Here is a 25,681-nt window from a genome sequence, read left to right as displayed (position 1 = left end):
GGCGGTGGCCGGGTGAGGATCGTCGCGCGGGGGGTTGTGCTTCGTTGACGCGAACGTTTTAATGCGCGGTAAAGACTTTGTAAAAACTGAGGTTCGTGCGGCGGGTGGCGGTCGGCGGGTATCGAGGGCCCGCCGGGCGCGTTGAAAGTGAGCGCTAACAACGAGGGTGCCGCGCGTTTCGGCAGCATGCTTGGAAAGCGCTTTCCATCAGGGCTTTCAGAGGAGATGAGATGGGCGTACGGAAGGGTCCGGCAGGGGCGTCCGTGGTCGGGAGGGTGGCGGGAGGGGGGTGGCGCCGAGGGCTGGCGGTGGTCCTGGCGGCCGGGCTGGTCGGTGCCCTGGGCGGGTGCTGGGGCGGTGGGGCGGCGGGGGACGGGAAGGTGACGATCCGGTTCGCCTGGTGGGGGAGCGAGCAGCGGGCGAAGATCACCAACGAGGCCGTCCAGCTCTTCATGAGGAAGAACCCGAGCATCAAGGTCGTCACCAGCACCGCGATCTACGACGCGTACTTCCAGAAGCTCGCCACCGAGACCGCCGGCGGGAACGCGCCCGACGTCATGCAGATGAGCGACCGGCACCTGCAGGACTACGCCGAGCGCAACGTCGTGCTCGACCTGAGGTCGCACGTCGGCAAGGAGATCCACACCGCCGACCTCAAGAAGGAGGTCATGGGGCTCGGCACGCTCGGCGACCGGCTCTTCGGCCTCCCGCTCGGGCAGACCGCCATGGTGATGATCTACAACCCGGTGCTGTGGGAGAAGGCCGGGGCCAAGGAGCCCGCGCTCGGCTGGACCTGGGACGACTACTTCGAGGCCGCGAAAAAGGTCTCCGGCGAGACCGGCGGCAAGGTCTACGGCGCCAGCGACTTCGGCGGGATCGAGTCGTGGTTCAAGGTGTGGCTCTCCCAGCAGGGCAAGGGCCTGTACGCCGCCGACGGCAAGCTGGGCTACACCGAGCAGGACGTCGTGACCTGGTGGGAGATGGCCACCAAGTTCCGCAAGGCGGGCGCCACCACGCCCGGTGAGATCACGGCGGTGAACCCGGCGGGCACCCCGCTGCCGCGCAAGCTGTCGGCGTCGGAGTTCCAGCCCGACTCCACCGTGGCCCCGGACGCCTGGAAGGCCTACGACAACGACTACAAGCTCGCGCCGCCGCCCCAGGTCGGCGCCGAGTCCGGGATCTACGGCGAGCCGCCGATGCTGATCAGCGTGTCCGCCCGGTCGGAGCAGCAGGCCGCCGCGCTCAAGCTGACCGACTTCATTGTGAACGACCCCGAGGCCGCCAAGATCCTCGGGATGTCGCGCGGCCTGCCCGCCAACATGACCAACCGGACGGCCGTCGCGTCGGGGCTGACCGGGTCGTGGAAGCAGGTCTACGACTACGAGGAGCTGATCGCCGGCAAGATCAAGGTCGGGCCGCCGGCGCCGCCGAAGGGCGCGGGCGCGCTGTTCACGCTGTTCGACAAGTACTACCAGGACGTGATGTACGACAAGGCGACCCCGGCCGACGCCGCCAAGCGGTACTACGCCGAGGCCCAGCAGACCCTGGCCGGGTGAGCGGGGGTGGTGAGCGCGCGGGCGTCCACGTTGGAGCGGGGGCGGGCCCCGGCCGCTCCGGCGCCGGCCAAGGGGTCCTACGGTGAGCGGCCGGGCGTGGCCTACCTGTTCCTGTCGCCGTGGGTCGCGGGCGCGGTGCTTCTGACGCTCGGCCCCATGCTCGCCTCCCTGTACCTGTCCTTCACCGACTACGACCTGTTCACCTCGCCGAAGTTCGTCGGCTTCGCGAACTACGCGCGCCTGTTCGGGGAGGACGCCCACTTCCTGAGCGCGGTCTGGGCGACGGTGAAGTACGTGCTGCTGTCGGTACCGGTGCAACTGGTGGCGGCGCTCGCCGTGGCCCTGCTGCTGAACCGCGCGAGCCGCGCGCAGGGCGTGTACCGCTCGGCGTTCTACGCCCCCTCCCTGCTCGGCGCGAGCGTGGCGGTGGCGCTGGTGTGGCGGGCGCTGTTCTCCACCGACGGGGCCGCCGACCAGGTGCTGTCGCTCTTCGGGGTCCGCACGGGCGGGTGGGTGACCGATCCGGGCCTGGCGTTGCTGGTGCTCGTCCTGCTGGGCATCTGGCAGTTCGGCGCCCCGATGGTGATCTTCCTGGCCGGGCTGAAGCAGATCCCGCCGGAGCTGTACGACGCGGCGGCGGTGGACGGCGCGGGGTGGTGGCGGCAACTGCGGTCGATCACCGTGCCCATGCTCTCGCCGGTGATCTTGTTCAACCTGGTGCTCGACACCATCAGGGCCTTCCAGGTGTTCAACGCGGCGTTCATCGTCAGCAACGGCACCGGCGGCCCGGGGGACTCCACCCTGTTCTACACGCTCTACCTGTGGCAGAAGGGCTTCGTCGACTTCAAGATGGGCTACGCGTCGGCGATGGCGTGGCTGCTGCTGCTCGGCATCGCCCTGGTCACCACGCTGATCTTCAGATCGGCCCGGTCCTGGGTCCACTACGGAGGTGACGAACGGTGATCCGCCGCGTCCACGGAGGTGAGGAGAGGTGATCCGCCGCGTCGTCTGGCACGTGGTCGTCCTGGCCGTGCTGGCCGTCATGCTGTACCCGATCCTGTGGCTGGTCGCCGGCTCGTTCAAGCCGGGCGCCAGCATCGCCTCCAGCGTCGGGCTGTGGGCCGGGTCGCTGACGCTGGACAACTACGCTTCGGTGCTCGGGCCCGCCGAGATCCCGGTCTGGCGGTACTTCGTCAACTCCACGATCGTCGCGGGCGGCGCGGTGATCGGGAACGTGGTGACCTGCTCGCTGGCGGCCTACGCGTTCGCGCGGCTGCGGTTCCGGCTGCGCGCGCCGCTGTTCGGGTTCATGCTCGCCACGATCATGCTCCCGCAGCACGTGGTGCTGATCCCGCAGTACACGATCTTCCAGCGGCTCGGCATGGTCGACTCGTTCTGGCCGCTGGTGCTGCCGAAGTTCCTGGCCACCGACGCGTTCTTCGTCTTCCTCATGGTCCAGTTCATCCGGCAGCTCCCGCGCGATCTGGACGAGGCCGCCAGGATCGACGGCTGCGGCCCGATCAGGATCTTCGCCCACATCACGCTGCCGCTGATCAAGCCTGCGATGATCACGACGGCGATCTTCACGTTCATCTGGACCTGGAACGACTTCTTCACCCAGTTGATCTACCTGTCCTCGCCGGACAAGCTCACGCTGCCCCTCGCGTTGCGCATGTTCGTCGACCTGCAGGAGAGCGCCTCCTCCTTCGGGCCGATGTTCGCCCTGTCGGTGCTCTCCCTCCTGCCGATCCTGCTGTTCTTCGCCGCCTTCCAGCGCTTCCTGGTCCAGGGCCTTGCCACCTCGGGACTCAAGGGATGAGCCGCCGCCTGACGCTCCTTTCGGAGTCGCTCCTGCTGGGGGTGCTGGTGTTCCTCGCCTCGCTGCCGCTGGTCACCGCGTTCGCCGCGCTGACCGCCGGGTGCGCGTTGCTGCGCGACGAGGAGCGGACCTCGGTCGGCGTGCGCCCCTACGCCCGCCGCCTGCTCGCCGTGGCCAGGACCGGTCCGCTCGGGTTCGCCGCTCCGGCGGCGGCGGGCCTGGCGCTGCTGCTGGACGCGGTGGCGGTGCGGGCCGGGCTGCCCGGGCACGAGGCGCTCGCGGTGCTGGTGCCGGTCGTGGCACTGGCCGCCGCCGGGCTCGCGCTGCGGTGCGCCGCGGCGTGGCGCCCGGGGCTCGGCTGGCCGGCGGTCCTCCGCGCGGCGGTACGGGCCGACCTGTACGGCACGGCACTGCTGGCGATGGCCTCGGCCACCGCCGTGATCATCAGTTCGTCCTTTCCCGTGGTCACCCCGCTGGCCCTCGGCCAGCTCGTCCTCGCCGCCGTCGCCGTCGACGCCCGGCGCTCGCCCTCGCACGCCTGAGACCGCGACCGTACGCCCAGAACGACCGACCAGAACGACCGAACGACCAGAACGACCGACACCACCGCACAACTGACCTGACCAGCCATGCACGGAGGTGTAGTTCAGCCATGCCTGAAATCGCCCGGCGAGACGTGTTGAAGGGGATGGTGGCGACCGGCGCCGGCGCCGCGCTGCCCCTGTCCCTCTCGGTCCCGCGCTCCGCCGCCCCGGCCGCCCCCGTGCCGGAGGTGGCGCTGAGGTGGCTCGAGGACCGGCCCGCCCTGCCCACCGGATCGACCTGGGGCACTCCCTGGCCCAAGGGGGTGGTGCCGAAGGAACAGTCCTTCGCGCTGGCCGCCGCCGACGGCGCCGCCGTCCCCGTCCAGAGCTGGCCGCTCGCCTACTGGCCCGACGGCTCCCTGAAGTGGACCGCGCACGCGATCTCCGACGGCGTGCCCGCCGAGGGGTACACCCTCAGGGCGGGCACGCCCGCCGCCCCCGCCGCGCCGGTCACCGTCAAGGACGCGAAGAACCACGTCGACGTGGACACCGGCGTGATCAGGGCCCGGATCCGCAAGGACGGCCCCGACCTGATCGGCCAGGTCTGGCGGGGAGAGACCGAGATCGCGCGCCGCGGGCGGCTCGTCAACCTCCGGCAGGACAGGATCGACGACGACGAGGAGGGCACGACGCGGCGCGAACGGTACCTGAGCGACGTCAGGAAGGTCACCGTCGAACAGCCGGGCCCGGTCCGCGCGGTGGTCCGCGTCGAGGGCCGGCACCAGAGCAAGAAGGGCGCGACCTGGCTGCCGTTCACCGTGCGGCTCTACTTCTACGCGGGCGCCGACAGCATCCGCATGATGCACACGTTCGTCTTCGACCGCGACGGGCGCCACGACTTCATCGCCGGGCTCGGCGTGCGGTTCTCCGTCCCCATGCGCGACGAGCAGTACGACCGGCACGTGCGGTTCGTGGGCGACGGGCACGGCATGCTGGCCGAGGCGGTCAAGGGGATCACCGGCCTGCGCAGGGACCCCGGGGCCGCGGTGCGGGCCGCGCAGGTCGCCGGCACCCGGCTGCCCGCCATCTCCACCTGGGACACCCGGGTGAGCGGCCGGGTGGGGCTCATCCCCGCCTGGGGCGACCACACGCTCAGCCAGCTCACCTCCGGCGGCTTCTCGATCAAGAAGCGGACCGCGAAGGGCTTCGGCTGGGTGGACGTCGACCAGGGCCGCCAGGCTTCCGGGTTCGGGTACGCGGGCGGGGTCTCGGGCGGGCTGGCGTTCGGGCTGCGCGACTTCTGGCAGCGCCACCCCGCCCAGCTCGACATCCGCGGCGCCGCGTCGGACGAGGCCGAGGTGACCGTGTGGATGTGGTCGCCGGAGGCCGGTCCGATGGACACGCGGTTCTACCACGACGGGATGGGCCAGGACACCTACCCCGAGCAGCTCCAAGGGCTGGAGATCACCTACGAGGACTACGAGCCCGGGTTCGGTACCCCGTACGGCGTCGCGCGCACCAGCGAGCTGACGTTCTGGGCGCTCGGGGCGACCCCCGACGCCGCCCGGCTGGCCGCGATGGCGGACGCCGTGCGCGTACCGCCCCAGGTGGTGAACCCGGTCGGGCACCTGGTGGCGGCCAAGGTGTTCGGCGGCCTGTTCTCCCCGGTCGACCGCTCCAGCCCGGCCGCGACGGCGGTCGAGGACCACCTGGACTTCCTGTTCTCCTTCTACAGGGCGCAGGTCGAGCAGCGGCACTGGTACGGGTTCTGGAACCACGGCGACATCATGCACACCTTCGACACCGACCGCCGCGTGTGGCGGTACGACGTCGGCGGGTACGCGTGGGACAACTCCGAGCTGTCGCCGGACCTGTGGCTGTGGTACGCCTTCCTGCGTTCGGGCCGGGCCGACGTCTACCGTTTCGCCGAGGCGATGACCCGGCACACCGGCGAGGTGGACGTGTACCACCTCGGCCCCTGGGCCGGGCTCGGCACCCGGCACAACGTGCAGCACTGGGGGTGCAGCGCCAAGCAGCAGCGCATCTCCACCGCGGCCTACCGGCGGATCTTCTACTACCTCACCGCCGACGAGCGGGCCGGCGACCTCATGCGGGCCCTGGTCGACTCCGACCGGACCTTCATGGCGCTCGACCCGCTGCGCAAGATCCGCACCGAGCCGTACACGCCGGACCCGGAGGCGCTGGCGATCGGCCTCGGCACCGACTGGTCGGGGCTGGCCGCCGCCTGGCTCACCGAATGGGAACGCGGCGGGGACCCGGTCGCCGAGCGGAAGCTCAAGGCGACCATGCGCACGATCGCCGCGATGCCCAACGGCTTCGTCACCGGCGAGGGGCTCTACAGCCTCACCACCGGCGAGTTCGCCCCGGCGGCCAAGAAGGTCGCGGTCTCCCACCTGTCGGCCATGTTCGGCGAGGTGGAGATCTGCGCCGAGCTCATCGACCTGGTCGACATGCCGGAGTTCGAGCGCGCGTGGCTGCAGTACTGCCGGTTGTTCAACGGGACCGCCGCCGAGCAGACCGCGGAGACCGGGGCCGCGTTCGGCAACCTGATCCTGCGCCAGGGCCACTCGCGCCTCACCGCGTACGCGGCGGTCCGGCTCGGGCGCGACGACCTGGCCGCGCGGGCGTGGCGGGAGTTCTACACCGGCGACGGCTACGCCCCGGACCTGCCCTGGCGGGCGGAGAAGGTCGGTACGACGCTGAACCCGACCGACGAGGCGGCGTGGGTGTCCACCAACACCACCGCCCTGTACGGCCTGGCGGCCATCCAGAACCTCGCCCTGGTCGGCGGGAAGATCACTCCTCCGTTTCCATGGAGTCCCACACGGTCAGAAGCGGGATCCGCAGCACGAAGCGGGCGCCCTTCGGGGAGTCCTCCACGGTGAGCGTCCCTTCGTGCTGCTCGGCGATGTCCCGGGCGATGGCCAGCCCGAGCCCGGTGCCCTGCGAGTCCTTCTCACGGCCGGAGGGCAGGCGGGTGAACCGCTGGAAGACGACCTCCCGCTGCTCGGGCGGGATCCCCTCGCCGTCGTCGAGCACCTCCAGCGCGGCCAGCCGGTCCTCCTGGCTCACCAGGATGGTCACCGTGGACAGGGCGTGCCGTTCGGCGTTGTCCAGCAGGTTGGTCAGCAGCCGGACGAGCTGGAGCCGGTCGCCGCCGACCACCACCCCGTGGCGCAGGCCGAGCACGATGCGCTTGCCCCGGAACCGGCGGCCGGCCTCGGAGCGCACCAGCTCGGCCAGGTTGATGTAGTCACGGGAGAGCTTCTGACCGGAGTCCAGCCGCGCGATCACCAGCAGGTCGGCGACGATGGCCTGCAACCGGTCGAGGCTCAGGACCACCGACTCCGAGGTCTTGATCCAGTCGGTGTCCTCGGGGTGCCGCAGCGCGTCCTCCATCTGCGCGCGCATGGCGGTGATGGGGCTGCGCAGGTCGTGCCCGGCGTCGGAGGCGAAACGGCGTTGCCGCTCCACGGCCTGCTGCAGCCGGTCCAGGGTCTGGTTCACGGTCTCCGCCAGGGTGCGGATCTCGTCGCGGTGCAGGGGCAGCGGGACGCGGCGGCTGAGGTCCGACGCGGTGATCTCGGCCAGCTCCGTGCAGACGTTGTCGACGGGGGCCAGGGCCCTGCCGACCACGCGGGAGGTGCCGAGCGCCGTGATCGCGACCAGGAGCAGTGACCCGCCCAGGAGGAGCGCGACGAGCCCGAGGTTGACGTACCAGGGGACCACCGGGTCGGCGCCGTAGATGAGCCAGTCGCCGGTGGCCCGGTAGAACCGCGTGACCACCACGCTCATGCAGGTGCCGGGGAACGCGGGTATCGAGCAGACCCGCTCGTGGGCCTCGCCCTGCTCCTGGGCGGGGGCGAAACTCGCGATCAGCGGCCGGCCGGCCATCTCCCTGGTCGAGGAGACCACGCGCCCGGTCTCGTCGGCCACCTGGACGACGGCGACGTCCTGCGCCGGCAGGATCGGGGGAAGCATGTCCAGCCTGGCCAGGCGGGACACGTGCATGTTGACGAGGGCGATCTGGCTCCTGCGCTCGCTCATGGCCAGGTCCTGCACACCGGAGAACACGAGCGCGCTCACGCCCGCACACACCAAGGCCATCACGATGCCGGCGACACATGTCAGCCGGGTTCGCACGGACCAGTCGCGCCAGAGCCTCACCGAGCCCCCCCTGCCCGTCCCATGATCACCATAAGTCCGGGGCATCCCAGGTCAGGGCAGTGCAAGGGCAAGACGGAAGAAACTATGGATCAAGGACATGCAGCGCGCGGGACACCTGGCTGATCGGCCGCGCGCCGGTCGGCGTGCACTCCACCACGTCCCCGACCCAGGCCCCGTACAGGTCGGGCACGTGGACGCCGGGCTCGATCGCGATGGCCATGCCGGGGGCCAGCACGGTGCGGTCCCCGGGGGTGAGCCACGGCCCCTCGCGGTCGTCCAGCCCGACGCCGTGGCCCGTCCCGCGCGTGACGTAGGCGCCGTACCCGCTGTCGTCCAGCACCGTCCAGGCGGCGGCGTCGACCTCGGCGGCGGTCGCGCCCGGCCGCACGGCGTCGGCGGCGGCGTCGCGGGCCGACAGCAGGACCGCGTACAGGGCGTCGAAGTCCTCGGGCGGCTCGGCCACGACGAAACCCCGGTCGGCGTGCGCGTGGTACCCGTCGTGGCGCGCCGTCACCCGGATCGAGACGGCGTCGCCCGGGTTGATGACCCGCCCGGACGGCTCGTGGCGCGCCTTCGCGGTGTTCTCACCCGCGGCGACCACGACCGTGACCAGGTCTCCACGGCCGGCCGGGTCGCCGTAGAGGGCCGGGACGGGCCCGGCGTCCGCCGCCGCGACCAGACGGGCCGCCATGTCGTGCTCGGTGGCGCCGAACCACGACAGGCCGCGCGCCGAGGCCAGCACCCGGTCCGCCATCGCCGCCGCCCGCTCGATCGCCGCGATCTCCTCCGGCCGCTTCCTGGCCCGCAGCGGATCCAGCACCTCCGAGGCCAGCACCAGATCGGCGTCGACGCGCAGCGCGAACAGCTCGTGCGCCCGCATCTGGGCGTCGACCCCCACCCGTGACACCGACGCCGGGATCAGCTTCGCCGCCTCGCCGGCGTCGGCCGCGAACCCGGGCGGCAGGCCGGGCCCGAGCACGAGGAACCCCGAGGCGGCCCGCCCCGCGACGTACCGCAGGTCGGCGGAGGGACGCAGCACCAGCGCGTCCACCCCGGCCTCCGACATCCGCGCGAGGACGGCCGCCACCACCTCGCCGGTCATGCCGGCGGATACAGCCAGCAGGACACCGGCCCGGGAGCGGGCTCCTCCTTCGCGCAGACGTCCATGGCCATCGGGCAGCGCGGGTGGAAACGGCATCCCGAGGGGGGGTCCGCCGGGTCGGGCACGTCTCCGGGGAGCTCCTCGGGCAGCGTGCCCAGCCCGTCCGGCTCGGGGATCGCCCGGAGCAGCGCCTGGGTGTACGGGTGGCGGGGGGCCGCCCAGATCTCCGCCGTCGGCCCGGTCTCCACGATCTTCCCGAGGTACATCACGGCGATCCGGTCGGCGATCAGCCGGACCACGGACAGGTCGTGGCTGATGAACAGCAGCCCGGCGCCCGACTCGACGGCGAGGTTGCGCATCAGGGTCGCGACCTGCGCCTGCGCCGAGGCGTCCAGGGCGGAGATCGGCTCGTCCCCGATGAGCAGCGACGGGCGCGCTGCCAGGGCGCGGGCGATGGCGATCCGCTGGCGCTGCCCGCCGGAGAACTCGTGCGGGTAGCGCCCGGCCATCGCGGCGGGCAGCCCCACCCGTTCGAGCATCCCGCCGGGGGTGGTCTCGCGGTCGCCGGCCGTCCGCAGGCCGTCGGCGATCTGGGCGCCGATCCGCCGCCGGGGGTTGAGCGAGGCGTACGGGTCCTGGAAGACCATCTGGATCCGGGTCAGCTCCGGGTCCCTGCGGCGCAGGCCGAGGCGGGTCACCTGGCCGCCCTCGAACGAGATCGCCCCGCCGGTGGCGGCGGTGAGGCCGCACACGGCGCGGGCCAGCGTCGACTTGCCGCATCCCGACTCGCCGACCAGGCCGACGACCTCGCCGGCGGCCACGTCCAGGCTGGCCCCGGCCACCGCGCGCACCGCCGGGCGGCCCGGGGTGCGGTGGTCCACGACCAGGTCGTCCACGCTCAGCAGGCTCACTGGCCCTCCATCGGCAGTACGTCCCCGCCCGCGCCGGGCGATGCGTCGCGGTCCGTGCCGGGCGGTGCGCCCGTGGAGCCGTCCGGTCCCGGGGGCGCGGCGGGGTCGTGTCTCGGCAGGGCGTCCAGCAGGGCGCGGGTGTAGGGATGCGCGGGTTCGCGCAGGACCTGCGACCGGGCGCCGGTCTCCATGACGAGCCCGTCCCTCATCACGCTGACCTCGTCGGCGACCGCCGACATGACGCCGAGGTCGTGGGTCACCAGCAGCACGGCGAGCCCGAGGTCGTCGCACAGGCCCCGCAGCAGCCGCAGGATGCCCGCCTGGACGGTGACGTCCAGCGCGGTGGTCGGCTCGTCGGCGATCAGGACTTTCGGGCCGCACGCCAGGGCAATGGCGATGGCGATCCGCTGGCGCATCCCGCCGGAGAACTGGTGCGGGTAGCGGTCGGCCGCCGCCGACGGGCCGGGGATGCGCACCTTGCCGAGCAGGTCGACCGCCCTGGCCCGCGCCTCTGCCTTGCCGAGCCCGAGGTGGTGCCGCATGTGCTCGGTGATCTGGCGCCCGACCGACAGCATCGGGTGCAGGCTGGTGGCCGGGTCCTGGAACACCATCGCGATGTCGCGTCCCCTGACCTTGTTCAGGTCGCGCTGGGGCAGTCCGAGCAGGTCACGGCCGTCGAGGACGACGCGTCCCCCCGTACGGGCGCCGTGCGGGAGCAGGCCGAGCGCGGCGAGGCCGGTCATGGTCTTGCCCGAGCCGCTCTCGCCCGCCAGGCCGTGCACGCGGCCGGGCCGCAGGGCGATGTCCACGCCGCGCAGGATCTCGTGCTCGCCGATCGACACGGTCAGGCCCTCGACGCTCAGGACCGCCGGCACGTGCTCGCCTCTCACAGCGCCCGCTCCTTGATGGCGCGGGCCGTACGGGGGTCCAGCGCGTCGCGCAGCGTGTCGCCGAGGAAGTTGAACGCCAGCACGACGGTCAGGATGGCGAGGCCGGGGAACGTCGCGACCCACCAGCTGTCGAAGACGTCCACGCCGGAGGCGACCATCGCGCCCCACTCCGCCGACGGCGGCTTGGCGCCGAGCCCGAGGAAGGACAGGCCGGACAGAAGGAGCAGGGCGGTGCCGATGTCGAGCGTGGCGAGCACCAGGATGGGGCCGGTCACGTTCGGCAGCACGTCCACGCGCAGGGACCGCCAGGCGGAGAAGCCGAGCAGCCGGCCGCTGAGCACGAACTCGCGTTCCCGCATGCCGAGGACCAGGCCGCGCGTCACCCGGGCGTAGGAGGGCCAGGCGACGACCAGGACGGCCAGCACCGCGTTGGTCAGGCTGGCGCCGAGAGCGGCGGCGACGACCATCGCGAGGATGACGGTGGGGAACGCGAAGACCAGGTCGGCCAGCCGCATGATCCCCTCGCCCACCCATCTACCGAAATATCCGGCGCAGGCGCCGAGGGTGCCGCCGATCAGCAGGGACATCACCACCAGCAGCAGCGTCAGCGGAATGGACACGCGGGCGCCGAACATGATCCGGGAAAGGATGTCGCGGCCGAGCTGGTCGGTGCCGAACCAGTGCCCGGGGCCGGGGGAGGCCAGCCGGGGCAGGTCCTGGGCCAGCGGGTCGTGCGGCGCCAGCAGCGGGGCCGCCGCGGCGATCACGAGCCAGGCCACGGCCACCACGCCGCCGACGACGGCCAGCGGCTGCCGCCACGCCTCGGGAAGGCGCGAGAGGAGCCTCACGCGGTCCTCGCCCTCGGGCCGGAGCGGGTGCGCGGCCACTCGGGCGCGTGCGTACTCACGACAGTCTCACTCTCGGGTCGATGACCCCGTACAGGATGTCGACCACCAGGTTGATCAGGACGTAGACGGCGCCGACCACCAGGCCGACGCCCATGACGGCGGGCAGGTCGAGGGTGGTGGCGCTCTTGTAGGCGTACTGGCCGATGCCCGGCCGGGCGAAGACCGACTCCACCAGCACGGTGCCCGACAGCAGGCTGCCGAACGCCAGGCCCGCGACCGTGATGATCGGCACGAGCGCCGAGCGCAGCACGTACCGGAAAAGGATCACATGGCCCGGCAACCCCTTGGCCCGCGCGGCGCGCACGTAGTCCTGCCCGAGCACCTCCAGCACGGCCGAGCGGGTGAACCGGGTCAGCAGCCCGATCGTGTAGGCGGCCAGGACCAGCGCGGGCGTGATCAGGTGGCCCACCGCCGAGGAGAACACGTCCCACTGGCCCGCGAGCGCCGCGTCGACCGTGTACAGGCCCGTGACGCCCGGGGGAGCGCTCATGTCGGGGGCGACGCGCCCGCTGCCCGGGGTGATCTGCAACCGGTAGAAGAACACGTAGAACGCCAGCAGCGCGAGCCAGAACGTCGGCACCGAGATGCCGACGAGGCTGACCACCCGCAGGACCTGGTCCGACAGCCGGTCGCGGCGCAGCGCGGCCACGACGCCGAACGCGACGCCCGCCACCAGCGACACCGCGATGGCGCCGCCGGCCAGCTCGATCGTGGCGGGCACGAACTCGGCCAGGTCGGTCAGCACCGGGCGGTGGCTCTGCTGGCTCATCCCGAGGTCGCCGTGCAGCAGCCCGCCCAGATAGGTCAGGTACTGCGCGGGCAGCGGCTTGTCCAGGCCGTGCTCGGCGCGGAACCGCGCGACGATCGCCGGGTCGCCGAGCGCGCTCTGGCCGAGGTTGGCGGTCACCGGGTCGCCCGGCACCAGGTTGGTCAGGACGAAGGTGACCAGCGTGATCCCGAAGCCGAGCAGCACCGCCGCCGCGATCCTGCGCACCAGGAACCTGGCGAGCGGGCTGCGCGTGGCCTTCCCCGGCCGGCTCTCACCGGTGGGACGGGCGGTACGGCGGGTCGCCGTACCGCCCGGGTCCTCACTTGGCGCCGAGGGCTGCGACATCGACCGTCCACACGGGGTGGAACGCGAGGCCGGTGACCGAGGCGGCGGTCACGATGTTCTGGCTGGGCTGGATCAGCGGGACGAACGGGCCCGACGCGTTGAGCCTGGTCTGGATGTCGGTGTACAGCTGCTTGCGCGCGTCGTCGCCGATGGTCGCGGCGGCCTTGTCGCCGGCGGCCTCCAGCTCCTTGTCGGCGCCGGCCTTCCAGCCGGCCCGCAGGCCGACGGTCTTGCCGGGCAGGAAGGCCAGGTAGTCGGTGGGGTCGGGGTAGTCGGGACCCCAGTACCACAGGCCGAGCTCCTCCTTGCCGTTGCGGTAGTTCTCCAGCGCGGTCGCCACCGGCGCGGGCGCCAGCTCGACGGTGATGCCGACCTCCTTGAGGTTGGCCTGGATGCGCTCGGCGAACGGCTGGAACGACAGTCCCTGGAGGGTGATGTCGCTCGGGTACTCCAGCTTGACGCTCGGGTTGCTCACCCCGCTGGCCGCGAGGGCCGCCTTGGCGCCCTCCACGTCGCGCTTGACCGCCTGGTCGGCGGGCAGGGCGCCCAGCAGCATCGTCGGGATCACGCCCGGCGCCTGCACCGAGCCCTCGCCCGCGAGCTCCAGCAGCCCCTGGTAGTCGACGCCCTTGCGGATGGCCTCGACGACCTTGGGGTTGTTGGTGATCTTGCTGACGCCGGAGTCCTGGTTGGCGAGCAGGAACACCACGTTGGCCGAGGCGGTCTTGGTGGTCTGCAGGCCCCCGGCGACGCCCTTGATCTGGTCGCCTGACAGGTCCAGGGCGACCTGGCTGTCCCCCCGCTGGACGTTCAGCTTCTGGGTCGCGGACTCGACGTTGCGCAGCACGATCTTGCTGTAGACGGGCTTCTTGGCGCCCCAGTACTTGGGGCTGGCCTTCAGCACGACCTGCGACTGGGCGTTGAAGGACTCCAGCTCGTAGGGGCCGGAGCCGGCGGAGGCGCCGTTGAGGTACTGCTCGGCCTTGTCGGTGTCGTCGGCGGTGCCACCGTGCGCCTTGACGACCTTGGAGTTCACGATGCCGAGCGCGGGGTTCGGCAGGATGAACGGCAGCGCCGGGTTGGCGGTCTTCGAGGTCAGCGTGACCGTCGTCTCGTCGGTCTTGGCGACCTCGACGCCTTCCAGCAGGAAGGACGGGTTGCCCTTCAGGTCGCGGACCCGCTCCAGGGAGAACACGACGTCGTCGGCGGTGACCGGCGAGCCGTCGGAGAAGGTGGCGCCCTGCCTGAGCTTGAGCGTCAGGGTCTTGCCGTCCTCGGACTGCTCGAAGGACTCGGCCAGGGAGGGCACGGGCTTGGTGACGTCGGAGCCCTCGAAGGTCAGCAGGGTGTCGTAGAGCGCCTTGCCGATGATCAGTCCGGTCGGCTCGTAGTCGCGGCCGGGGTCCGCGGTCTTGAGGGTGAACGAGGCGTCCATCACCAGGGTCTTGCCGGCGGCGCCGCCGGACGACGACGGGGTGGACGTGCCGCCACCGGAGCAGGCGGCGAGGGAGAGCGCGCCGGTGAGCAGGACCGGCAGCAGAGCCGCCCTCGCCTGTGCCGTACGGCGCCGCGAACGGGTCGCCATTCTGTGTCCTCCGGAATTGGTGCTATGTAGACGATTGTTAGTGTGTCGTCCAGGATTGTCCGATATAACGTCCAGCTCATGGCGGGAAGCCGAGACGGATATGACGCTGAGGAACAAGGTATGACCGAAATGTCAGGCGCGCCATCGTCCGGGACCGGGGTCCCTGGACGGATCGGCATCGGCCTCCAGCTCGACGCGATCCACATGAAGATCCTCGAGGTCCTGCGCGAGAACGGCCGGATCTCGGTCGCGGCGCTCGCCGAACGGGTGGGGATCTCCCGTGCCAGCGCCTACACCAGGTTCGAGGCCCTGCGCGCCGACGGGGTGATCAAGAGGTTCACCGCCGACGTCGACCACGTACGGGCCGGTCTCGGCATCACCGCGCTGGTCTTCGTCACGGTACGGCAGCAGATGTGGAAGCAGTTCCGCGCCCAGCTCGCCCAGATGCCGGAGGTGGAGTACTGCGCGATCACCACCGGGCAGCACGACGCCATGATCCAGATCAGGATGGCCGACGTCGCCGCGATCCACGCGCTGGTGACCGAGCGGCTGGCGAGCATCCCGGCGGTCAAGGCGACCGAGACGGTCTTCATCCTGGACGAGGTGCTGAAGCGGCCCTACGTCCTGCCCTCCGACCGGCGCCCGGCCGCCACCGCGCGGACGCGGCGCCCGCCCGCCGACCCGCCGGCCCAGGCGAACGTCCCGCTCGGCAAGATGCGCTTCGTGGTGGCCGCCGAGGGCCGCGCCGACATGCACCGCGAGCCCTAGAACCGCGAGCCCTAGAACCGCGAGCTCCAGGCGCGAACCCGGCCGCTCAGATCTCCTCGCAGACGCTGGTCTGCGGGGTGTCCTCTCCGTCGAACACGAAGTCCTCGACCAGGCGCAGCCGCCCGTCCGGCAGCGGCTCGACGCGGCTGGTGCTGCGCCCGGCGGCGCGCCCGCCCGCCTTCAGCGCGTGCACGTAGGACAGCTCGATCCGGTCGCCGTCCCTGGTGCCGACGAAGCGGCCGTGGGCGACGGTGTCGCCGGTGTAGGAGCCCCACACGACCCCGTCCGCCTCCTCGTAGTCGAACCGGGTGGGATCGTCGCCCACCTCGCTCGCCGTCGAGCTCGTCATGATGAACCGGCGCCCGCTGAGAAGATTCGTGTCGCTCACGCCTCCGCATGGTGCCCACTCGCGCTCCGGGCGTCACCTCGGCTGGACATTTCGCTCACCACTGCTTGGATGGCGTGGTGATCCGTCTTCGCGCGGCGGCCGAACAGAGGAATGATCTGTACGCTCGATTCGCCGCTCGTTAGAGTAAGTGCTCACTGATGACCCGGCCCTGGAGTGAACATGGACCTTGAGGAGTACCAGCGGCGCGCCAGGACCTGGCTCGCCGCCAACGCCCCGGGAGCCCGCGCCGAGGGCGCCTCCGCCGAGGACGGCGTCGTCGTGGCCAAGGACTTCATGGCCCGGCTGCACGACGCCGGCTACTCCGGCATCACCTGGCCCGCCGAGTGGGGCGGCCAGGGGCTCACCCAGGCGGAGGAGCGCGCCTTCGCCGCCGAGGCCGCCGAGGTCACGCTCCCGACGTACATCTTCTCCATCGGGCTCGGCATGTGCGGCCCCACCCTGGTCGACCTCGGCACACCCGAGCAGAAGGCCCGGCACATCAGAAGGCTCCTGCGCGGCGAGGATGTCTGGTGCCAGCTCTTCTCCGAGCCGGGCGCCGGCAGCGACGTGGCCAGCCTGCAGACCCGGGCCGTCCCCACCGAGGACGGCGGCTGGGTGGTCAACGGCCAGAAGGTGTGGACCTCGGTCGCCCAGCACGCCGACTTCGGCCTGCTGCTCACGCGCACCGACGTGGACGTGCCCAAGCACAAGGGCCTGACGATGCTCATCGTCGACATGCGCGTCCCCGGCGTCACCGTACGGCCCCTGCGGGACATGACCGGGCGCGCCCACTTCAACGAGATCTTCTTCGACGACGTGCACATCGGGCCGGGGAACGTCGTCGGCGAGGTCAACGGCGGCTGGGCCAGCGCGGTCACCACCCTCCTGCACGAGCGGCTGTCGATCTCCAGCGGGGTCGGCATGAGCGGCCAGCGCGACAACCCCGCCTCGTTCGAGTCCCTGCGCAAGATCGTCGACACCACGGACCCCCTGGTCCGCGACGAGCTCGTCGAGCTGCACGTCAGGACCCGCGCGCTCGCGCTGTTCAACGCCAAGCTCTCCCAGGAGACCAAGGCCGGGATCTTCCCCGGCGCGCGCGGCAGCGCCGCCAAGCTGCTGCTCGCCGAGCTGATCAACTTCGGCGCCGACCTCGCCGTCTCGCTCGCCGGGCCCGAGGCCGTCGCCTACGAGGACGGCGGCGGGCTGGCCGGCGCCATCGCGCTCGCCCCGGCCATGTCGCTCGGCGGCGGCACCAACGAGATCATGCGCAACATCGTCGGCGACCGGGTGCTCAACCTGCCCCCGGAACCGAGGGTGGACAAGAAGGTGCCCTTCAAGGACCTGAAAGTGGGGACCCAGTCGTGAGGCTCGTCCTGTCCTCCGAGCAGCACGAGCTGCGCGCCGCCGTCCGCTCCTTCCTCGCCACGGTGTCGCCGCCGGCGAAGGTCCGCCAGGACATGGAGGGTCCCGACGGCCACGACCACGCGGTCTACCGGCGGCTGAACGGCGAGCTGGGGCTGGCCGGGCTCGTCGTCCCCGAGGAGCACGGCGGCGCGGGCGGCGGCCACGCCGACCTGGCGGTGGCCCTGGAGGAGACCGGCGCCGCGCTCCTGCCCGGGCCGCTGCTCGCCACCGTCTTCGCCACCATCGTCCTTTCCGAGCTGGCCGGCGCCGGCGGCATGGCCGTCAAGGAGCTGCTCCCCGGCATCGCCGCCGGGACCACCGCCGCCACCGTCGGCCCGCTGCCCGGCAACCGGGGCCGCGTCACGGTGACCGCCGACGGCACCCTCGAGGGCGAGATCCCCGCCGTGCTCAACGGCGCCGACGCCGGCCTGATCCTGGTGGTCACCGGCGGAGGCGACGTGTACGCCGTGGAGGCGGGCGCCGAGGGGCTCGGGCGCATCCCCCTGACCACCCTCGACCTCACCCGCCGCCAAGCCCGCCTCACCTTCGCGGCCACCCCCGCCCGGCTCGTCGCCGAGGGGGAGGCCGCCGCCTCCGGGCTCGCGCGCGCCTTCGACCTGGTCGCGGTGGCGCTCGCGGCCGAGCAGCTCGGCGTGCTGCGCGCCTCGCTCGACGCGATCGTGGCCTACAGCGGGCTCCGCATGGCGTTCGGCCGGCCGATCGGCTCCTACCAGGCCGTCAAGCACAAGCTCGCCGACATGCACTGCAAACTGGAGCAGGCCGACGCGATCGTCCGGTACGCCGCGTGGGCCGCCGACGAGTCGCCCGGCGAGCTGCCGGAGGCCGCCGCGCTCGCCCAGGCGTACGTGGGGCGCGCCTGCTTCGAGGTGGCGCGCGACCACCTGCTGCTGCACGGCGGCATCGGGTTCACCTGGGAACACGACGCCCACCTGTACTACAAACGCGCCAAGAGCGACGAAGTCCTCCTCGGCCCGCCCAGGACACACCGCACCCGCCTCGCCGACCTCGTGATCTGATCCGTCCCCGCGATCGAGGAGTGCCCGATGGACATCAGCGAACTGCCCGGTTTCTACAGGATCGCCGAGGCCGACCCCGGCCGCCGCGCGGTGGTCGACACCGACGGGACGGTCACCTCGTACGGCGAGCTGCTCGCCCGGGTCAACCAGGTGTCCGACGGGCTACGGGCGCGCGGGCTGACCAAGGGGGGCGTGGTCGCGGGCGTGCTGCCCAACGGGATCGACGCGGTGGTCATGCTGCTGGCCGCCGGGCAGATCGGCCTGTACTACGTGCCCGTCAACTGGCACCTCACCTCCGCCGAGATCGCGTACATCTTCGGCGACTGCGACGCCGCGATCGTCGTGTACGGGGAGATCGACGGCGTGCTCGCGGGGACGGTGCGGGAGGCCTGCGCCACGGCCGGGATCCCGGATACGGCCGTCTTCGCCGGGACCGCCGGCCTGGCCGAGGGCCGGTCGGCGGCCGCCCCGGCGGACCGCTCCAGCGGATCGGTCATGTGGTACACCTCGGGCACCACCGGCTTCCCCAAGGGCGTGCAGCGGTCGCTGCCCGACACCGCGCCTGAGGACACCTTCCCGCTCACCGCCTACTTCGTCGGAGTGGTGTGCGACCTGGTGGCCGGGGACGAGGTCCACCTGGTCACCTCGCCGATGTACCACTCCTCGCCGTGCGCGCACGTCTCGCTGGCGCTCAACCTCGGGCACACCGTGGTCATCACGCCGAGGTTCGACCCGGTGAACATCCTCGAACTGATCCAGACGTACCAGGTCACCAACGCGATGATGGTGCCCACGATGTTCCACCGGATGCTCCAGCTCCCCGCCGACGTCAAGGACAAGTACGACGTGTCCTCGCTCCGGCAGGTGATCCACACCGGCGCGGCCTGCCCCGTCGCGGTGAAGAAGGGGATCATGGAGTGGTGGGGGCCGGTGCTCTACGAGTACTACGGCTCGACCGAGTCGACGATCGCCTTCTACGTCAAGCCGCACGACTGGCTCGCCCGCCCCGGCACCGTCGGCCGTCCCGCGCCCACGTTCGAGGTGCGGATCCTCGGCGACGGGGACGCCGAACTGCCCGCGGGGGAGCCCGGCATGGTGTACGTGAAGTCGGCCCTGGGCGCCTTCCAGTACCGCAAGGACCCTGACAAGACCGCCGCCAGCAAGCGGGGCGAGTGGTACGCCCCGGGCGACATCGGCTACCTCGACGAGGACGGCTACCTGTTCCTGTGCGACCGCCGCACCGACCTGATCATCTCGGGTGGGGTGAACATCTACCCCGCCGAGATCGAGGCCGCCCTGCTGGAGCACCCCTCGGTGGACGACGTCGCGGTGATCGGCGTCCCCGACGAGGAGTGGGGGCACAAGGTCGTCGCCCTGGTCCAGCCGGTGCCGGGCGCCCACGCCGGACCGGAACTGACCGCCGAGCTGCTGGCGCACTGCGAGCCGCGCATCGCCCGCTTCAAGCACCCGCGCGTGATCGAGTACCGCGACGAGCTTCCCCGTACCCCGACCGGCAAGCTGTCCCGCTCCCGGGTCCGCGAGACGTACCTGCGCGAGGCCGGCATTCCCCTGGCGTGACGATCCTCCGGTTCAGGCCGTCCGCCGGGTGGGGATCCATTCGGTGGACGTCGTGAACTTGCCGAGAGCGTCCGGCAGGGGGACCACGCCGAGCCCCGGCCCGGACGGGACGGCGAGGTGGCCGTCCTCCATGACGAACGGCTCGGTGACGTCGGTCGCGTAGTAGCGGCTCGAAGCGGACGTGTCGCCCGGCAGCGTGAAGCCGGGCAACGCCGCCAGCGCCAGGTTCGCGGCCCGGCCGAGCCCGGTCTCCAGCATCCCGCCGCACCACACCGCGATCCCGTGCGCCTGGCACAGGTCGTGGATGCGCCGGGCCTCGATGAGCCCGCCCACCCGGCCCGGCTTGATGTTGATGATCGAACAGGACCCGAGGGAGATCGCGGCGGCGGCGTCCCGCGCCGACTCGATCGACTCGTCCAGGCACACGGGCGTCCGCAGCCGCCTGGCCAGGGCCGCGTGCTGGACCAGGTCGTCCTCGGCGAGCGGCTGCTCGATCAGCAGCAGGCCGAACGCGTCCAGCTCGGCCAGGCGCGGGGCGTCCAGCAGGGTGTACGCGGCGTTGGCGTCCACCTGGAGCAGCAGGTCGTCGCCGAAGGCCTCGCGCACCGCCCGCACCGGCGCCACGTCCCACCCCGGCTCGATCTTGATCTTCACGCGGACGTAGCCCTCGTCCACGTACCCGGCCACCGCGTCGAGCAGCAGGGGGATCGACTCCATGATGCCGACCGACACCCCGCACGGCACCCGGTCGCGCCCGGCGCCGAGGAACCCCGCGAACGACGTGCCCGCCGCGCGCAGCCCGGCGTCGAGCACCGCGGCCTCCAGCGCGGCCTTGGCCATCCGGTGGCCCCTGAACGGCTCCAGGGCCCGGCCCACCGCGTACGCGTCGAGGTCGGGCACGGCGGTCAGCGCGGGGATCAGGAAGCGCCGCATGACGTCGGCGGCGCCCTCCGCGTACTCGGAGGAGTAGAGCGGGCCGGACATCGCCACGCACTCGCCCCACCCCTCGGCGTCGGGCGTGACCACCCTGACCAGCAGCGCCTCCCGGTCGGTCTCGGTGCCGAACGAGGTGCGGAACGGTGCCACCAGCGGCATCGCGACCTTGCGCAGCTCCACGCCGGTGATCTTCATGTTCGCTCCACGATGTAGTGGCCGTCCGCCGTGAACCCGGTCACCCGGGCACCGGCGCCGATGAGCCCGCCGAGCACGCGCCGCACGGCGTGCCGCCACTCCATGGCGGCAGGCGGGTCGTCCCTGCGGAGCGCCTCGATGTCCCTGGGCGTCCCGACCAGCAGCACCCGGCCGTCCGCCCGCTTCTCGACCGGGCGGTCGTCCTCGCAGGCCAGCGCCACCATGGCCCCTGCGGGGACCTCGTACGGGACCGCCGCGCCCGCGCAGGCCGCGACGACGCGCGGATCGTCCAGGTGCCACACCGCGAGCAGCCGGTCGGACTCGTCACGGGCGTTGATCACGTCCCGCATGCGCCCGTAGAACGACGGCAGGTACTCCTCGGGGCGGGCGCCGAGCTTGGCGAGGTTCAGGTAGGCGTTGCGGCGCATCAGCGGGTCGTAGGTCCAGGTGATCCTCCGCAGGCCGCGCGCCATCGCCCAGGCGCGCTGGTGCAGCTTCACGGCGGAGCCGACGCCGCGCCCCGTGACCAGGGTGCCGGTCACGTGGGAGTGCAGCGCCACGCCGGGCGGGGCCGCGAGGAAGGCGACGCTCGCGGCGACCAGCCGGGTGCCCTGGAAGGCGCCGCACACGTAGTTGCCCGTGTGCGACAGGGCGATCATGAGCTCGACGGAGGCGGGCTCGTTCCCGGGGTCGGCCTTCCAGATGGCGTCGAACAGGGCGGCGGCCCGCTCGAACTCGGCGATCCCGCCGAGCGCCCGGACCTCCACCCCCGCGCGCCGCGCGGCGGCTTCGGCTGTTTCGTCCGCTTCGGTCGGCCCGTCCACCTCGACTGGCCCGTCCACCTCGACCGGCCCGGCCATTTCGACCGGCCCGGCCATTTCGACCGGCCCGGCTTCGGCCGGTTCGGCCGCGTCGCCGGGGAGCGGCGTGGTCACGTGCGGCCTTTCAGGAGCGCCTCCACCAGGCCGGCCAGCAGGGCCGCACGGCGGGGCATCTCGTCCACGATCAGGTGCTCGTCCGCCGCGTGCGCCCCGCCGCCCACCGCGCCGAGACCGTCCAGGGTGGGGCAACCGGCGCCCGCCGAGAAGTTGCCGTCCGAGGCGCCGCCCACGGCCACCCCGCTCAGCGGACCCAGCCCCAGCTCCTCCGCCACCCGCCCGGCCAGCGAGAACAGCGCGGCCGACGAGGAGGCGGCCATCGGCGGCCGGTTCGGCCCGCCCGTCACCTCAAGGCGCGTGCCCGCCAGCCTGGGCGTGAGGGCGCGCATCCCGGCGTCCACCGTGTCCTGCGCCGCCTGGTCGGTCACCCGCACGTCGACGGTGACCGCCGCGAGCGCCGGGACGGTGTTCCCGCTGCTCCCGCCGCTGATCAGCGTGGGCGTCACCGTCGTCGCCCGGCCCGTGGGGTCGGTCATGGCGGCGATGGCCAGGATCTGGTGGGCCAGCTCGACCCCGGCGTTCGCCCCCTTCTCGGGCTCCAGGCCCGCGTGCGCGGCCACGCCGTGCGCGGTGACCCGGTAGTTCGAGGTGCCCTTGCGCGCGGTCTTCAGCGCGCCGCCGTTTCCGCTCGCCTCCAGCACCAGCGACGCCGAGCACGCCCGCGCGTTCTGCTCGATGAGCGCGCGCGAGGTGCCGGAGCCCAGCTCCTCGTCCCCGTTGACCAGCACACACACCCCGTCCAGCGACGCGAGCGAGCCCAGGGCGTGGAACATCTGCACCAGCCCGGCCTTCATGTCGAACACCCCGGGGCCGCGCGCGACGCCATCGGTCACCGACCACGGGCGCTCGCGCAGCGACCCGATCGGCCACACCGTGTCGTGGTGGCCGAGCAGGAGCACGCGCGGCGCGCCGAAGCTCCAGCGCAGGTGGGCGACCCCGTCCACGACGATCGTCTCGGGCCGGGCGCCGAGGTGCCGGGCGCCCAGGGCCGCGACCACCTCCGCGCTCGCGGCGACCGCGTCCAGGTCGGCGGAGAACGACTCGCACAGGACGAGCTCCTCCAGGTCGTCCAGCATCGCGGGAAGATCGCCCGGCGTCATCCGGCGTGCTCCGGCGAGACCCGCCCGGGAGCCTCCCACGCGAAGGCCGGCGGCTCGGCGGGCACCGGCCCCGGACGGCCGAGCTCGTCGCGGAACAGCCGCGTCACGTTGCCGCCGAGGATCTTGCGGATGTCGCCCTCGTCCAGGCCGCGTTTGAGGAGCTGCTCGGTGACCAGGGGCATCCCGCGCGGCCCGTCCAGGCCGGGGACGGACGCGCGCGCGTCGAGCCCGCGGGTGTTGACGTCCTCGCAGCACGGGGGCGTGACGTCGGTCATGACCTCCTTGATGAAGTCGGGGCCGAGGCCGACGTGGTCGACGCCCGCGATGTCCGCGATGTGCAGGATGTGGTCGGCCAGCCGTTCCACCGTGTACCCCTCGGGCTTCTCCGACAGGAACGCCGCCAGGAAGTTGACGCACACGACCCCGCCGCCGGCGCTGACGGCGCGGAGCTGGCCGTCGGTGAGGTTGCGGTGGTGGTCGCGCAGGGCCCGCGCCGAGGAGTGCGTCGCGATCACCGGCCGGGTGGCGATCTCCAGCACGTGGGCGACGCCGGAGGCGCCCAGGTGGGAGATATCGAAGATCATGCCGAGCCGTTCCATCTCCAGCAGCGCCGCGACCCCGTTCTCGGTCAGGCGGCTGCCGGTGGCGTCCTCGCCGCTGCCGTCGGCGAGCGGGGTGCGCCCCCAGTGGGCGATGGACGCGACGCGGACGCCCAGCCGGAACAGCGTGGGCAGCAGCTCCACGCTGGCGTCCAGGCCGGGCATGCTCTCCAGGGCGAGGACCAGGGCGATCTTGCCGAGGGCCAGGGCCTCGTCGATCTGCTGCCCGTCCAGGCACAGGCTCACCTCGCCCGGGTTGCCCTCGGCCAGCGCGTGGGCGCACTCGATCATCCGCAGGGTCTGGCGGAGCGCGCCCTCCGGGCGGTACTGGTCGTCGATGAAGACTGGGAGCACCTGCACGTCCACGCCGCCGTCGCGGAGCTGGGGCAGCCACCGCTCCCGGAAGAAGGACGCCCACTGGTCCGGCGGCCTGGCCGACACCGCCATCAGGAGGTCGTTGTGGGTGTCTGCCACGATCGCGTCCCGATGCAGGTCTGCGAACACGTGCGGCTCCTCTCGCCTGGGGGCGTCGCTCGCGGTCCTTCCCGGAGGCCGCCCCTGCCACGCGGGACGCGGCCGGCCGGCGAAGGGCCCGGTTCACCTGGGTGTCCGATTCCATCCGACCGTATACGCAGGCCGGGCCGACCGGAATCCCGGGCCGGGCCCTGCTCATCCGGCATTGCCGGTGGCCGGTCAGCCGTACGTGTACGCGCCCGGGCGCGGCGAGCGCATGATCCTGCGGTACGTCGAGGTGGACGCGGGCCAGTTGTTGGTGACCCTCCCGGCGGCGTTCTTGTACCAGCTCTGGCAGGACGCCTCCCACACCGTGCGGGCCATGGCCCGGTCCAGGGCGCGCCGCCAGGCGTCCATCGTAGCCGGGTGCACCTCCATCGGGCCGCGCGCGGACAGCAGCGGCAGGCACCCCATGATGTAGCGGACCTGCGCCTCGATCATCAGGATGATCGAGTTGTGGCCGAGGTTGGTGTTCGGGCCGTACAGCAGGAACAGGTTGGGGAAGTGCGGCACGGCGACGCCCAGGTAGGCCTCCGCGCCGTCCTTCCAGGTCTCGTGCAGCCCGCGTCCCTCCCGGCCGGTGATCTCGACCGGGGCGAGGAAGTCGGTCGTCTGGAAGCCGGTCGCGTAGACGATCGTGTCGGCCTCGCGGACCGTGCCGCCGGCGGTCTCGACGCCGCCGGGGACGATGCGGGTGATCGGGTCGGTGACCAGGTCGACGTCGGGCCTGGTCAGCGCGGGGTAGAAGTCGCTGTCGATCACGATGCGCTTGCAGCCGATCGGGTACCCGGGCGTGAGCTTCGCGCGCAGCTCGGGGTCCTCGACGTGCTGCCTGAGGTGGCCGAGGGCCCGTTTGGTGACCAGGCCCTTGCTCCAGCCTCCGACGAGCACGGGGAAGACCAGGGTCTCGACGAACCGGTAGAGGCGCTCGCGGTCGGCGGCCTGGAGCAGCGGCAGGTGCCGGAAGGCCAGCCGCAGGCCCCGCCCGTACATTTCGTTCCGCTTGGGGACCACCCAGTTGGGCGTGCGCTGGTAGACGTCCAGATGGGCGGCGGCCAGGGCGACACGGGGGATGATCTGCGCGGCCGAGGAGCCGTTGCCGATCACCGCGACGCGGCGGCCGGAGAGGTCGTGCTCGTGGTCCCAGCGGGCGGAGTGGAAGGCGGTGCCCCCGAAGGACGACATTCCCGGAATGTCGGGCAGGCGAGGCCGGTTGAGCTGGCCCACCCCGGAGACGACCACGTCGAACAGCCCCTCGTCCCCGGCCGACGTCGTCACCCGCCACCGGCCCGCGGCCTCGTCGTAGGCGGCGGAGGTGACCTCGGTGTTCAGCCGCAGGTGGGGGCGGACCCCGTACCTGGTGGCGCACTCCTCGAGGTAGGCGAGGATCTCGCCCTGCGGCGGGTAGCGCCGGGTCCAGTCGCGGCGCGCCTCGAACGAGTAGGAGTACAGGCTGGAGGGGACGTCGCACGCCGCCCCCGGGTAGGTGTTGTCCCGCCACGTGCCGCCGACGCCGCCGGCCTTCTCGAAGACGGTGTACGAGGTGATCCCGGCCCTCTGGAGCTGGATGGCCATGCACAGCCCGCCGAAGCCCGCCCCAATGATCGCTACCGTTGGTGCCATTCGTC

22 protein-coding genes are annotated in these 25,681 nt (G+C 72.2%); 9 read left to right on the top strand and 13 right to left on the bottom strand.

Annotation, left to right across the window (positions count from 1 at the left end):
• Positions 1 to 230 precede the first annotated feature (230 nt).
• The 5 genes from NYZ98_RS15450 to NYZ98_RS15430 all read left to right on the top strand — a co-directional run bounded on the left by NYZ98_RS15450 (position 231) and on the right by NYZ98_RS15430 (position 6,805).
• Complete coding sequence (locus NYZ98_RS15450) at positions 231 to 1,556, top strand: ABC transporter substrate-binding protein (protein WP_262843464.1); 1,326 nt, start codon at positions 231 to 233, stop codon at positions 1,554 to 1,556.
• 9 nt (positions 1,557 to 1,565) lie between these two features.
• Positions 1,566 to 2,519 carry a carbohydrate ABC transporter permease gene (locus tag NYZ98_RS15445; protein WP_262843463.1) on the top strand — a complete coding sequence of 318 codons (954 nt, stop codon included), beginning with the start codon at positions 1,566 to 1,568 and terminating at the stop codon, positions 2,517 to 2,519.
• 28 nt (positions 2,520 to 2,547) lie between these two features.
• A complete protein-coding gene (locus tag NYZ98_RS15440; protein ID WP_262843462.1) occupies positions 2,548 to 3,375 on the top strand; it encodes a carbohydrate ABC transporter permease in 828 nt (275 codons plus the stop codon).
• On the top strand, positions 3,372 to 3,917 hold the full coding sequence (locus NYZ98_RS15435) for a hypothetical protein (RefSeq protein ID WP_262843461.1): 546 nt from the start codon (positions 3,372 to 3,374) through the stop codon (positions 3,915 to 3,917). Before NYZ98_RS15440 ends, NYZ98_RS15435 begins: the two co-directional genes overlap by 4 nt.
• Before the next feature lie 110 nt (positions 3,918 to 4,027).
• Positions 4,028 to 6,805: an exo-rhamnogalacturonan lyase family protein gene (locus tag NYZ98_RS15430; RefSeq protein ID WP_262843460.1), complete on the top strand. Its 2,778-nt coding sequence runs from the start codon at positions 4,028 to 4,030 to the stop codon at positions 6,803 to 6,805.
• On the opposite strand, the gene NYZ98_RS15425 is transcribed toward NYZ98_RS15430, so the two are convergent.
• The 7 genes from NYZ98_RS15425 to NYZ98_RS15395 all read right to left on the bottom strand — a co-directional run bounded on the left by NYZ98_RS15425 (position 6,717) and on the right by NYZ98_RS15395 (position 14,597).
• Positions 6,717 to 8,006: a sensor histidine kinase gene (locus NYZ98_RS15425; RefSeq protein ID WP_262843459.1), complete on the bottom strand. Its 1,290-nt coding sequence runs from the start codon at positions 8,004 to 8,006 to the stop codon at positions 6,717 to 6,719. The genes NYZ98_RS15430 and NYZ98_RS15425 overlap by 89 nt on opposite strands.
• 163 nt (positions 8,007 to 8,169) lie before the next feature.
• On the bottom strand, positions 8,170 to 9,189 hold the full coding sequence (locus NYZ98_RS15420) for a M24 family metallopeptidase (RefSeq protein WP_262843458.1): 1,020 nt from the start codon (positions 9,187 to 9,189) through the stop codon (positions 8,170 to 8,172).
• On the bottom strand, positions 9,186 to 10,100 hold the full coding sequence (locus NYZ98_RS15415) for an oligopeptide/dipeptide ABC transporter ATP-binding protein (RefSeq protein ID WP_262843457.1): 915 nt from the start codon (positions 10,098 to 10,100) through the stop codon (positions 9,186 to 9,188). Before NYZ98_RS15415 ends, NYZ98_RS15420 begins: the two co-directional genes overlap by 4 nt.
• Positions 10,097 to 10,990, bottom strand: a complete 894-nt coding sequence (locus NYZ98_RS15410; RefSeq protein WP_262843456.1) for an ABC transporter ATP-binding protein — start codon at positions 10,988 to 10,990, stop codon at positions 10,097 to 10,099. Before NYZ98_RS15410 ends, NYZ98_RS15415 begins: the two co-directional genes overlap by 4 nt.
• The gene (locus NYZ98_RS15405) at positions 10,987 to 11,838 is read right to left on the bottom strand and encodes an ABC transporter permease (RefSeq protein ID WP_262843455.1); all 852 of its coding nucleotides are present in this window, start codon (positions 11,836 to 11,838) and stop codon (positions 10,987 to 10,989) included. Before NYZ98_RS15405 ends, NYZ98_RS15410 begins: the two co-directional genes overlap by 4 nt.
• A 55-nt stretch (positions 11,839 to 11,893) precedes the next feature.
• A complete protein-coding gene (locus NYZ98_RS15400; RefSeq protein WP_262843454.1) occupies positions 11,894 to 13,012 on the bottom strand; it encodes an ABC transporter permease in 1,119 nt (372 codons plus the stop codon).
• The gene (locus NYZ98_RS15395) at positions 12,987 to 14,597 is read right to left on the bottom strand and encodes an ABC transporter substrate-binding protein (RefSeq protein WP_262843453.1); all 1,611 of its coding nucleotides are present in this window, start codon (positions 14,595 to 14,597) and stop codon (positions 12,987 to 12,989) included. Before NYZ98_RS15395 ends, NYZ98_RS15400 begins: the two co-directional genes overlap by 26 nt.
• 120 nt (positions 14,598 to 14,717) lie before the next feature.
• Between NYZ98_RS15395 and NYZ98_RS15390 the strand changes: the two genes are divergently transcribed.
• Complete coding sequence (locus NYZ98_RS15390; protein WP_262843452.1) at positions 14,718 to 15,365, top strand: Lrp/AsnC family transcriptional regulator; 648 nt, start codon at positions 14,718 to 14,720, stop codon at positions 15,363 to 15,365.
• A gap of 46 nt (positions 15,366 to 15,411) precedes the next feature.
• Here NYZ98_RS15390 and NYZ98_RS15385 read toward each other — a convergent pair whose 3' ends face one another.
• Positions 15,412 to 15,753: a hypothetical protein gene (locus NYZ98_RS15385; protein ID WP_262843451.1), complete on the bottom strand. Its 342-nt coding sequence runs from the start codon at positions 15,751 to 15,753 to the stop codon at positions 15,412 to 15,414.
• A 180-nt stretch (positions 15,754 to 15,933) separates the two neighbouring features.
• On the opposite strand from NYZ98_RS15385, the gene NYZ98_RS15380 reads away from it, so the two are divergent.
• Genes NYZ98_RS15380 through NYZ98_RS15370 form a run of 3 tightly spaced genes read left to right on the top strand, consistent with a single transcriptional unit; the run spans position 15,934 to position 19,772 of the window.
• Positions 15,934 to 17,118 carry an acyl-CoA dehydrogenase family protein gene (locus NYZ98_RS15380; protein WP_262843450.1) on the top strand — a complete coding sequence of 395 codons (1,185 nt, stop codon included), beginning with the start codon at positions 15,934 to 15,936 and terminating at the stop codon, positions 17,116 to 17,118.
• Positions 17,115 to 18,194, top strand: a complete 1,080-nt coding sequence (locus NYZ98_RS15375) for an acyl-CoA dehydrogenase family protein (RefSeq protein WP_262843449.1) — start codon at positions 17,115 to 17,117, stop codon at positions 18,192 to 18,194. The genes NYZ98_RS15380 and NYZ98_RS15375 overlap by 4 nt, the downstream gene beginning before the upstream one ends.
• A gap of 27 nt (positions 18,195 to 18,221) precedes the next feature.
• Entirely contained in the window at positions 18,222 to 19,772 is a 1,551-nt protein-coding gene (locus tag NYZ98_RS15370) for an AMP-binding protein (protein WP_262843448.1), read from the top strand.
• Between the two features lie 12 nt (positions 19,773 to 19,784).
• Here the strand turns inward: NYZ98_RS15370 and menC are convergent, their stop codons facing one another.
• From menC to NYZ98_RS15345, 5 genes are all read right to left on the bottom strand, one after another.
• Complete coding sequence (gene menC / locus NYZ98_RS15365) at positions 19,785 to 20,903, bottom strand: o-succinylbenzoate synthase (protein WP_262843447.1); 1,119 nt, start codon at positions 20,901 to 20,903, stop codon at positions 19,785 to 19,787.
• A complete protein-coding gene (locus tag NYZ98_RS15360) occupies positions 20,900 to 21,838 on the bottom strand; it encodes a GNAT family N-acetyltransferase (protein WP_262843446.1) in 939 nt (312 codons plus the stop codon). Before NYZ98_RS15360 ends, menC begins: the two co-directional genes overlap by 4 nt.
• Complete coding sequence (locus NYZ98_RS15355) at positions 21,835 to 22,941, bottom strand: M20/M25/M40 family metallo-hydrolase (protein ID WP_262843445.1); 1,107 nt, start codon at positions 22,939 to 22,941, stop codon at positions 21,835 to 21,837. Before NYZ98_RS15355 ends, NYZ98_RS15360 begins: the two co-directional genes overlap by 4 nt.
• Positions 22,938 to 24,044 (bottom strand): dipeptidase, encoded by a 1,107-nt coding sequence (locus NYZ98_RS15350; protein WP_262843444.1) that lies wholly within the window; start codon positions 24,042 to 24,044, stop codon positions 22,938 to 22,940. The genes NYZ98_RS15355 and NYZ98_RS15350 overlap by 4 nt, the downstream gene beginning before the upstream one ends.
• Before the next feature lie 189 nt (positions 24,045 to 24,233).
• Complete coding sequence (locus tag NYZ98_RS15345; RefSeq protein ID WP_262843443.1) at positions 24,234 to 25,676, bottom strand: flavin-containing monooxygenase; 1,443 nt, start codon at positions 25,674 to 25,676, stop codon at positions 24,234 to 24,236.
• Positions 25,677 to 25,681: the final 5 nt, after the last annotated feature.

Origin of the sequence: Sphaerisporangium corydalis, from assembly GCF_025506355.1 — a bacterium.
GTDB classification, from domain to species: domain Bacteria; phylum Actinomycetota; class Actinomycetes; order Streptosporangiales; family Streptosporangiaceae; genus Sphaerisporangium; species Sphaerisporangium corydalis.
The sequence above is the reverse complement of the archived record's forward strand: the minus strand, read 5'-3'. Positions and strand labels throughout refer to the sequence as shown.

Excerpts from the sequence above, each read along its gene's own strand:
- NYZ98_RS15450 (WP_262843464.1), top strand. The coding sequence starts at position 231 with ATGGGCGTACGGAAGGGTCCGGCAGGGGCGTCCGTGGTCGGGAGGGTG.
- NYZ98_RS15435 (WP_262843461.1), top strand. The coding sequence starts at position 3,372 with ATGAGCCGCCGCCTGACGCTCCTTTCGGAGTCGCTCCTGCTGGGGGTG.
- NYZ98_RS15430 (WP_262843460.1), top strand. The coding sequence starts at position 4,028 with ATGCCTGAAATCGCCCGGCGAGACGTGTTGAAGGGGATGGTGGCGACC.
- NYZ98_RS15420 (WP_262843458.1), bottom strand. The coding sequence starts at position 9,189 with ATGACCGGCGAGGTGGTGGCGGCCGTCCTCGCGCGGATGTCGGAGGCC.
- NYZ98_RS15400 (WP_262843454.1), bottom strand. The coding sequence starts at position 13,012 with ATGTCGCAGCCCTCGGCGCCAAGTGAGGACCCGGGCGGTACGGCGACC.
- NYZ98_RS15395 (WP_262843453.1), bottom strand. The coding sequence starts at position 14,597 with ATGGCGACCCGTTCGCGGCGCCGTACGGCACAGGCGAGGGCGGCTCTG.
- NYZ98_RS15390 (WP_262843452.1), top strand. The coding sequence starts at position 14,718 with ATGACCGAAATGTCAGGCGCGCCATCGTCCGGGACCGGGGTCCCTGGA.
- NYZ98_RS15380 (WP_262843450.1), top strand. The coding sequence starts at position 15,934 with ATGGACCTTGAGGAGTACCAGCGGCGCGCCAGGACCTGGCTCGCCGCC.
- NYZ98_RS15370 (WP_262843448.1), top strand. The coding sequence starts at position 18,222 with ATGGACATCAGCGAACTGCCCGGTTTCTACAGGATCGCCGAGGCCGAC.
- menC (WP_262843447.1), bottom strand. The coding sequence starts at position 20,903 with ATGAAGATCACCGGCGTGGAGCTGCGCAAGGTCGCGATGCCGCTGGTG.
- NYZ98_RS15355 (WP_262843445.1), bottom strand. The coding sequence starts at position 22,941 with ATGACGCCGGGCGATCTTCCCGCGATGCTGGACGACCTGGAGGAGCTC.
- NYZ98_RS15345 (WP_262843443.1), bottom strand. The coding sequence starts at position 25,676 with ATGGCACCAACGGTAGCGATCATTGGGGCGGGCTTCGGCGGGCTGTGC.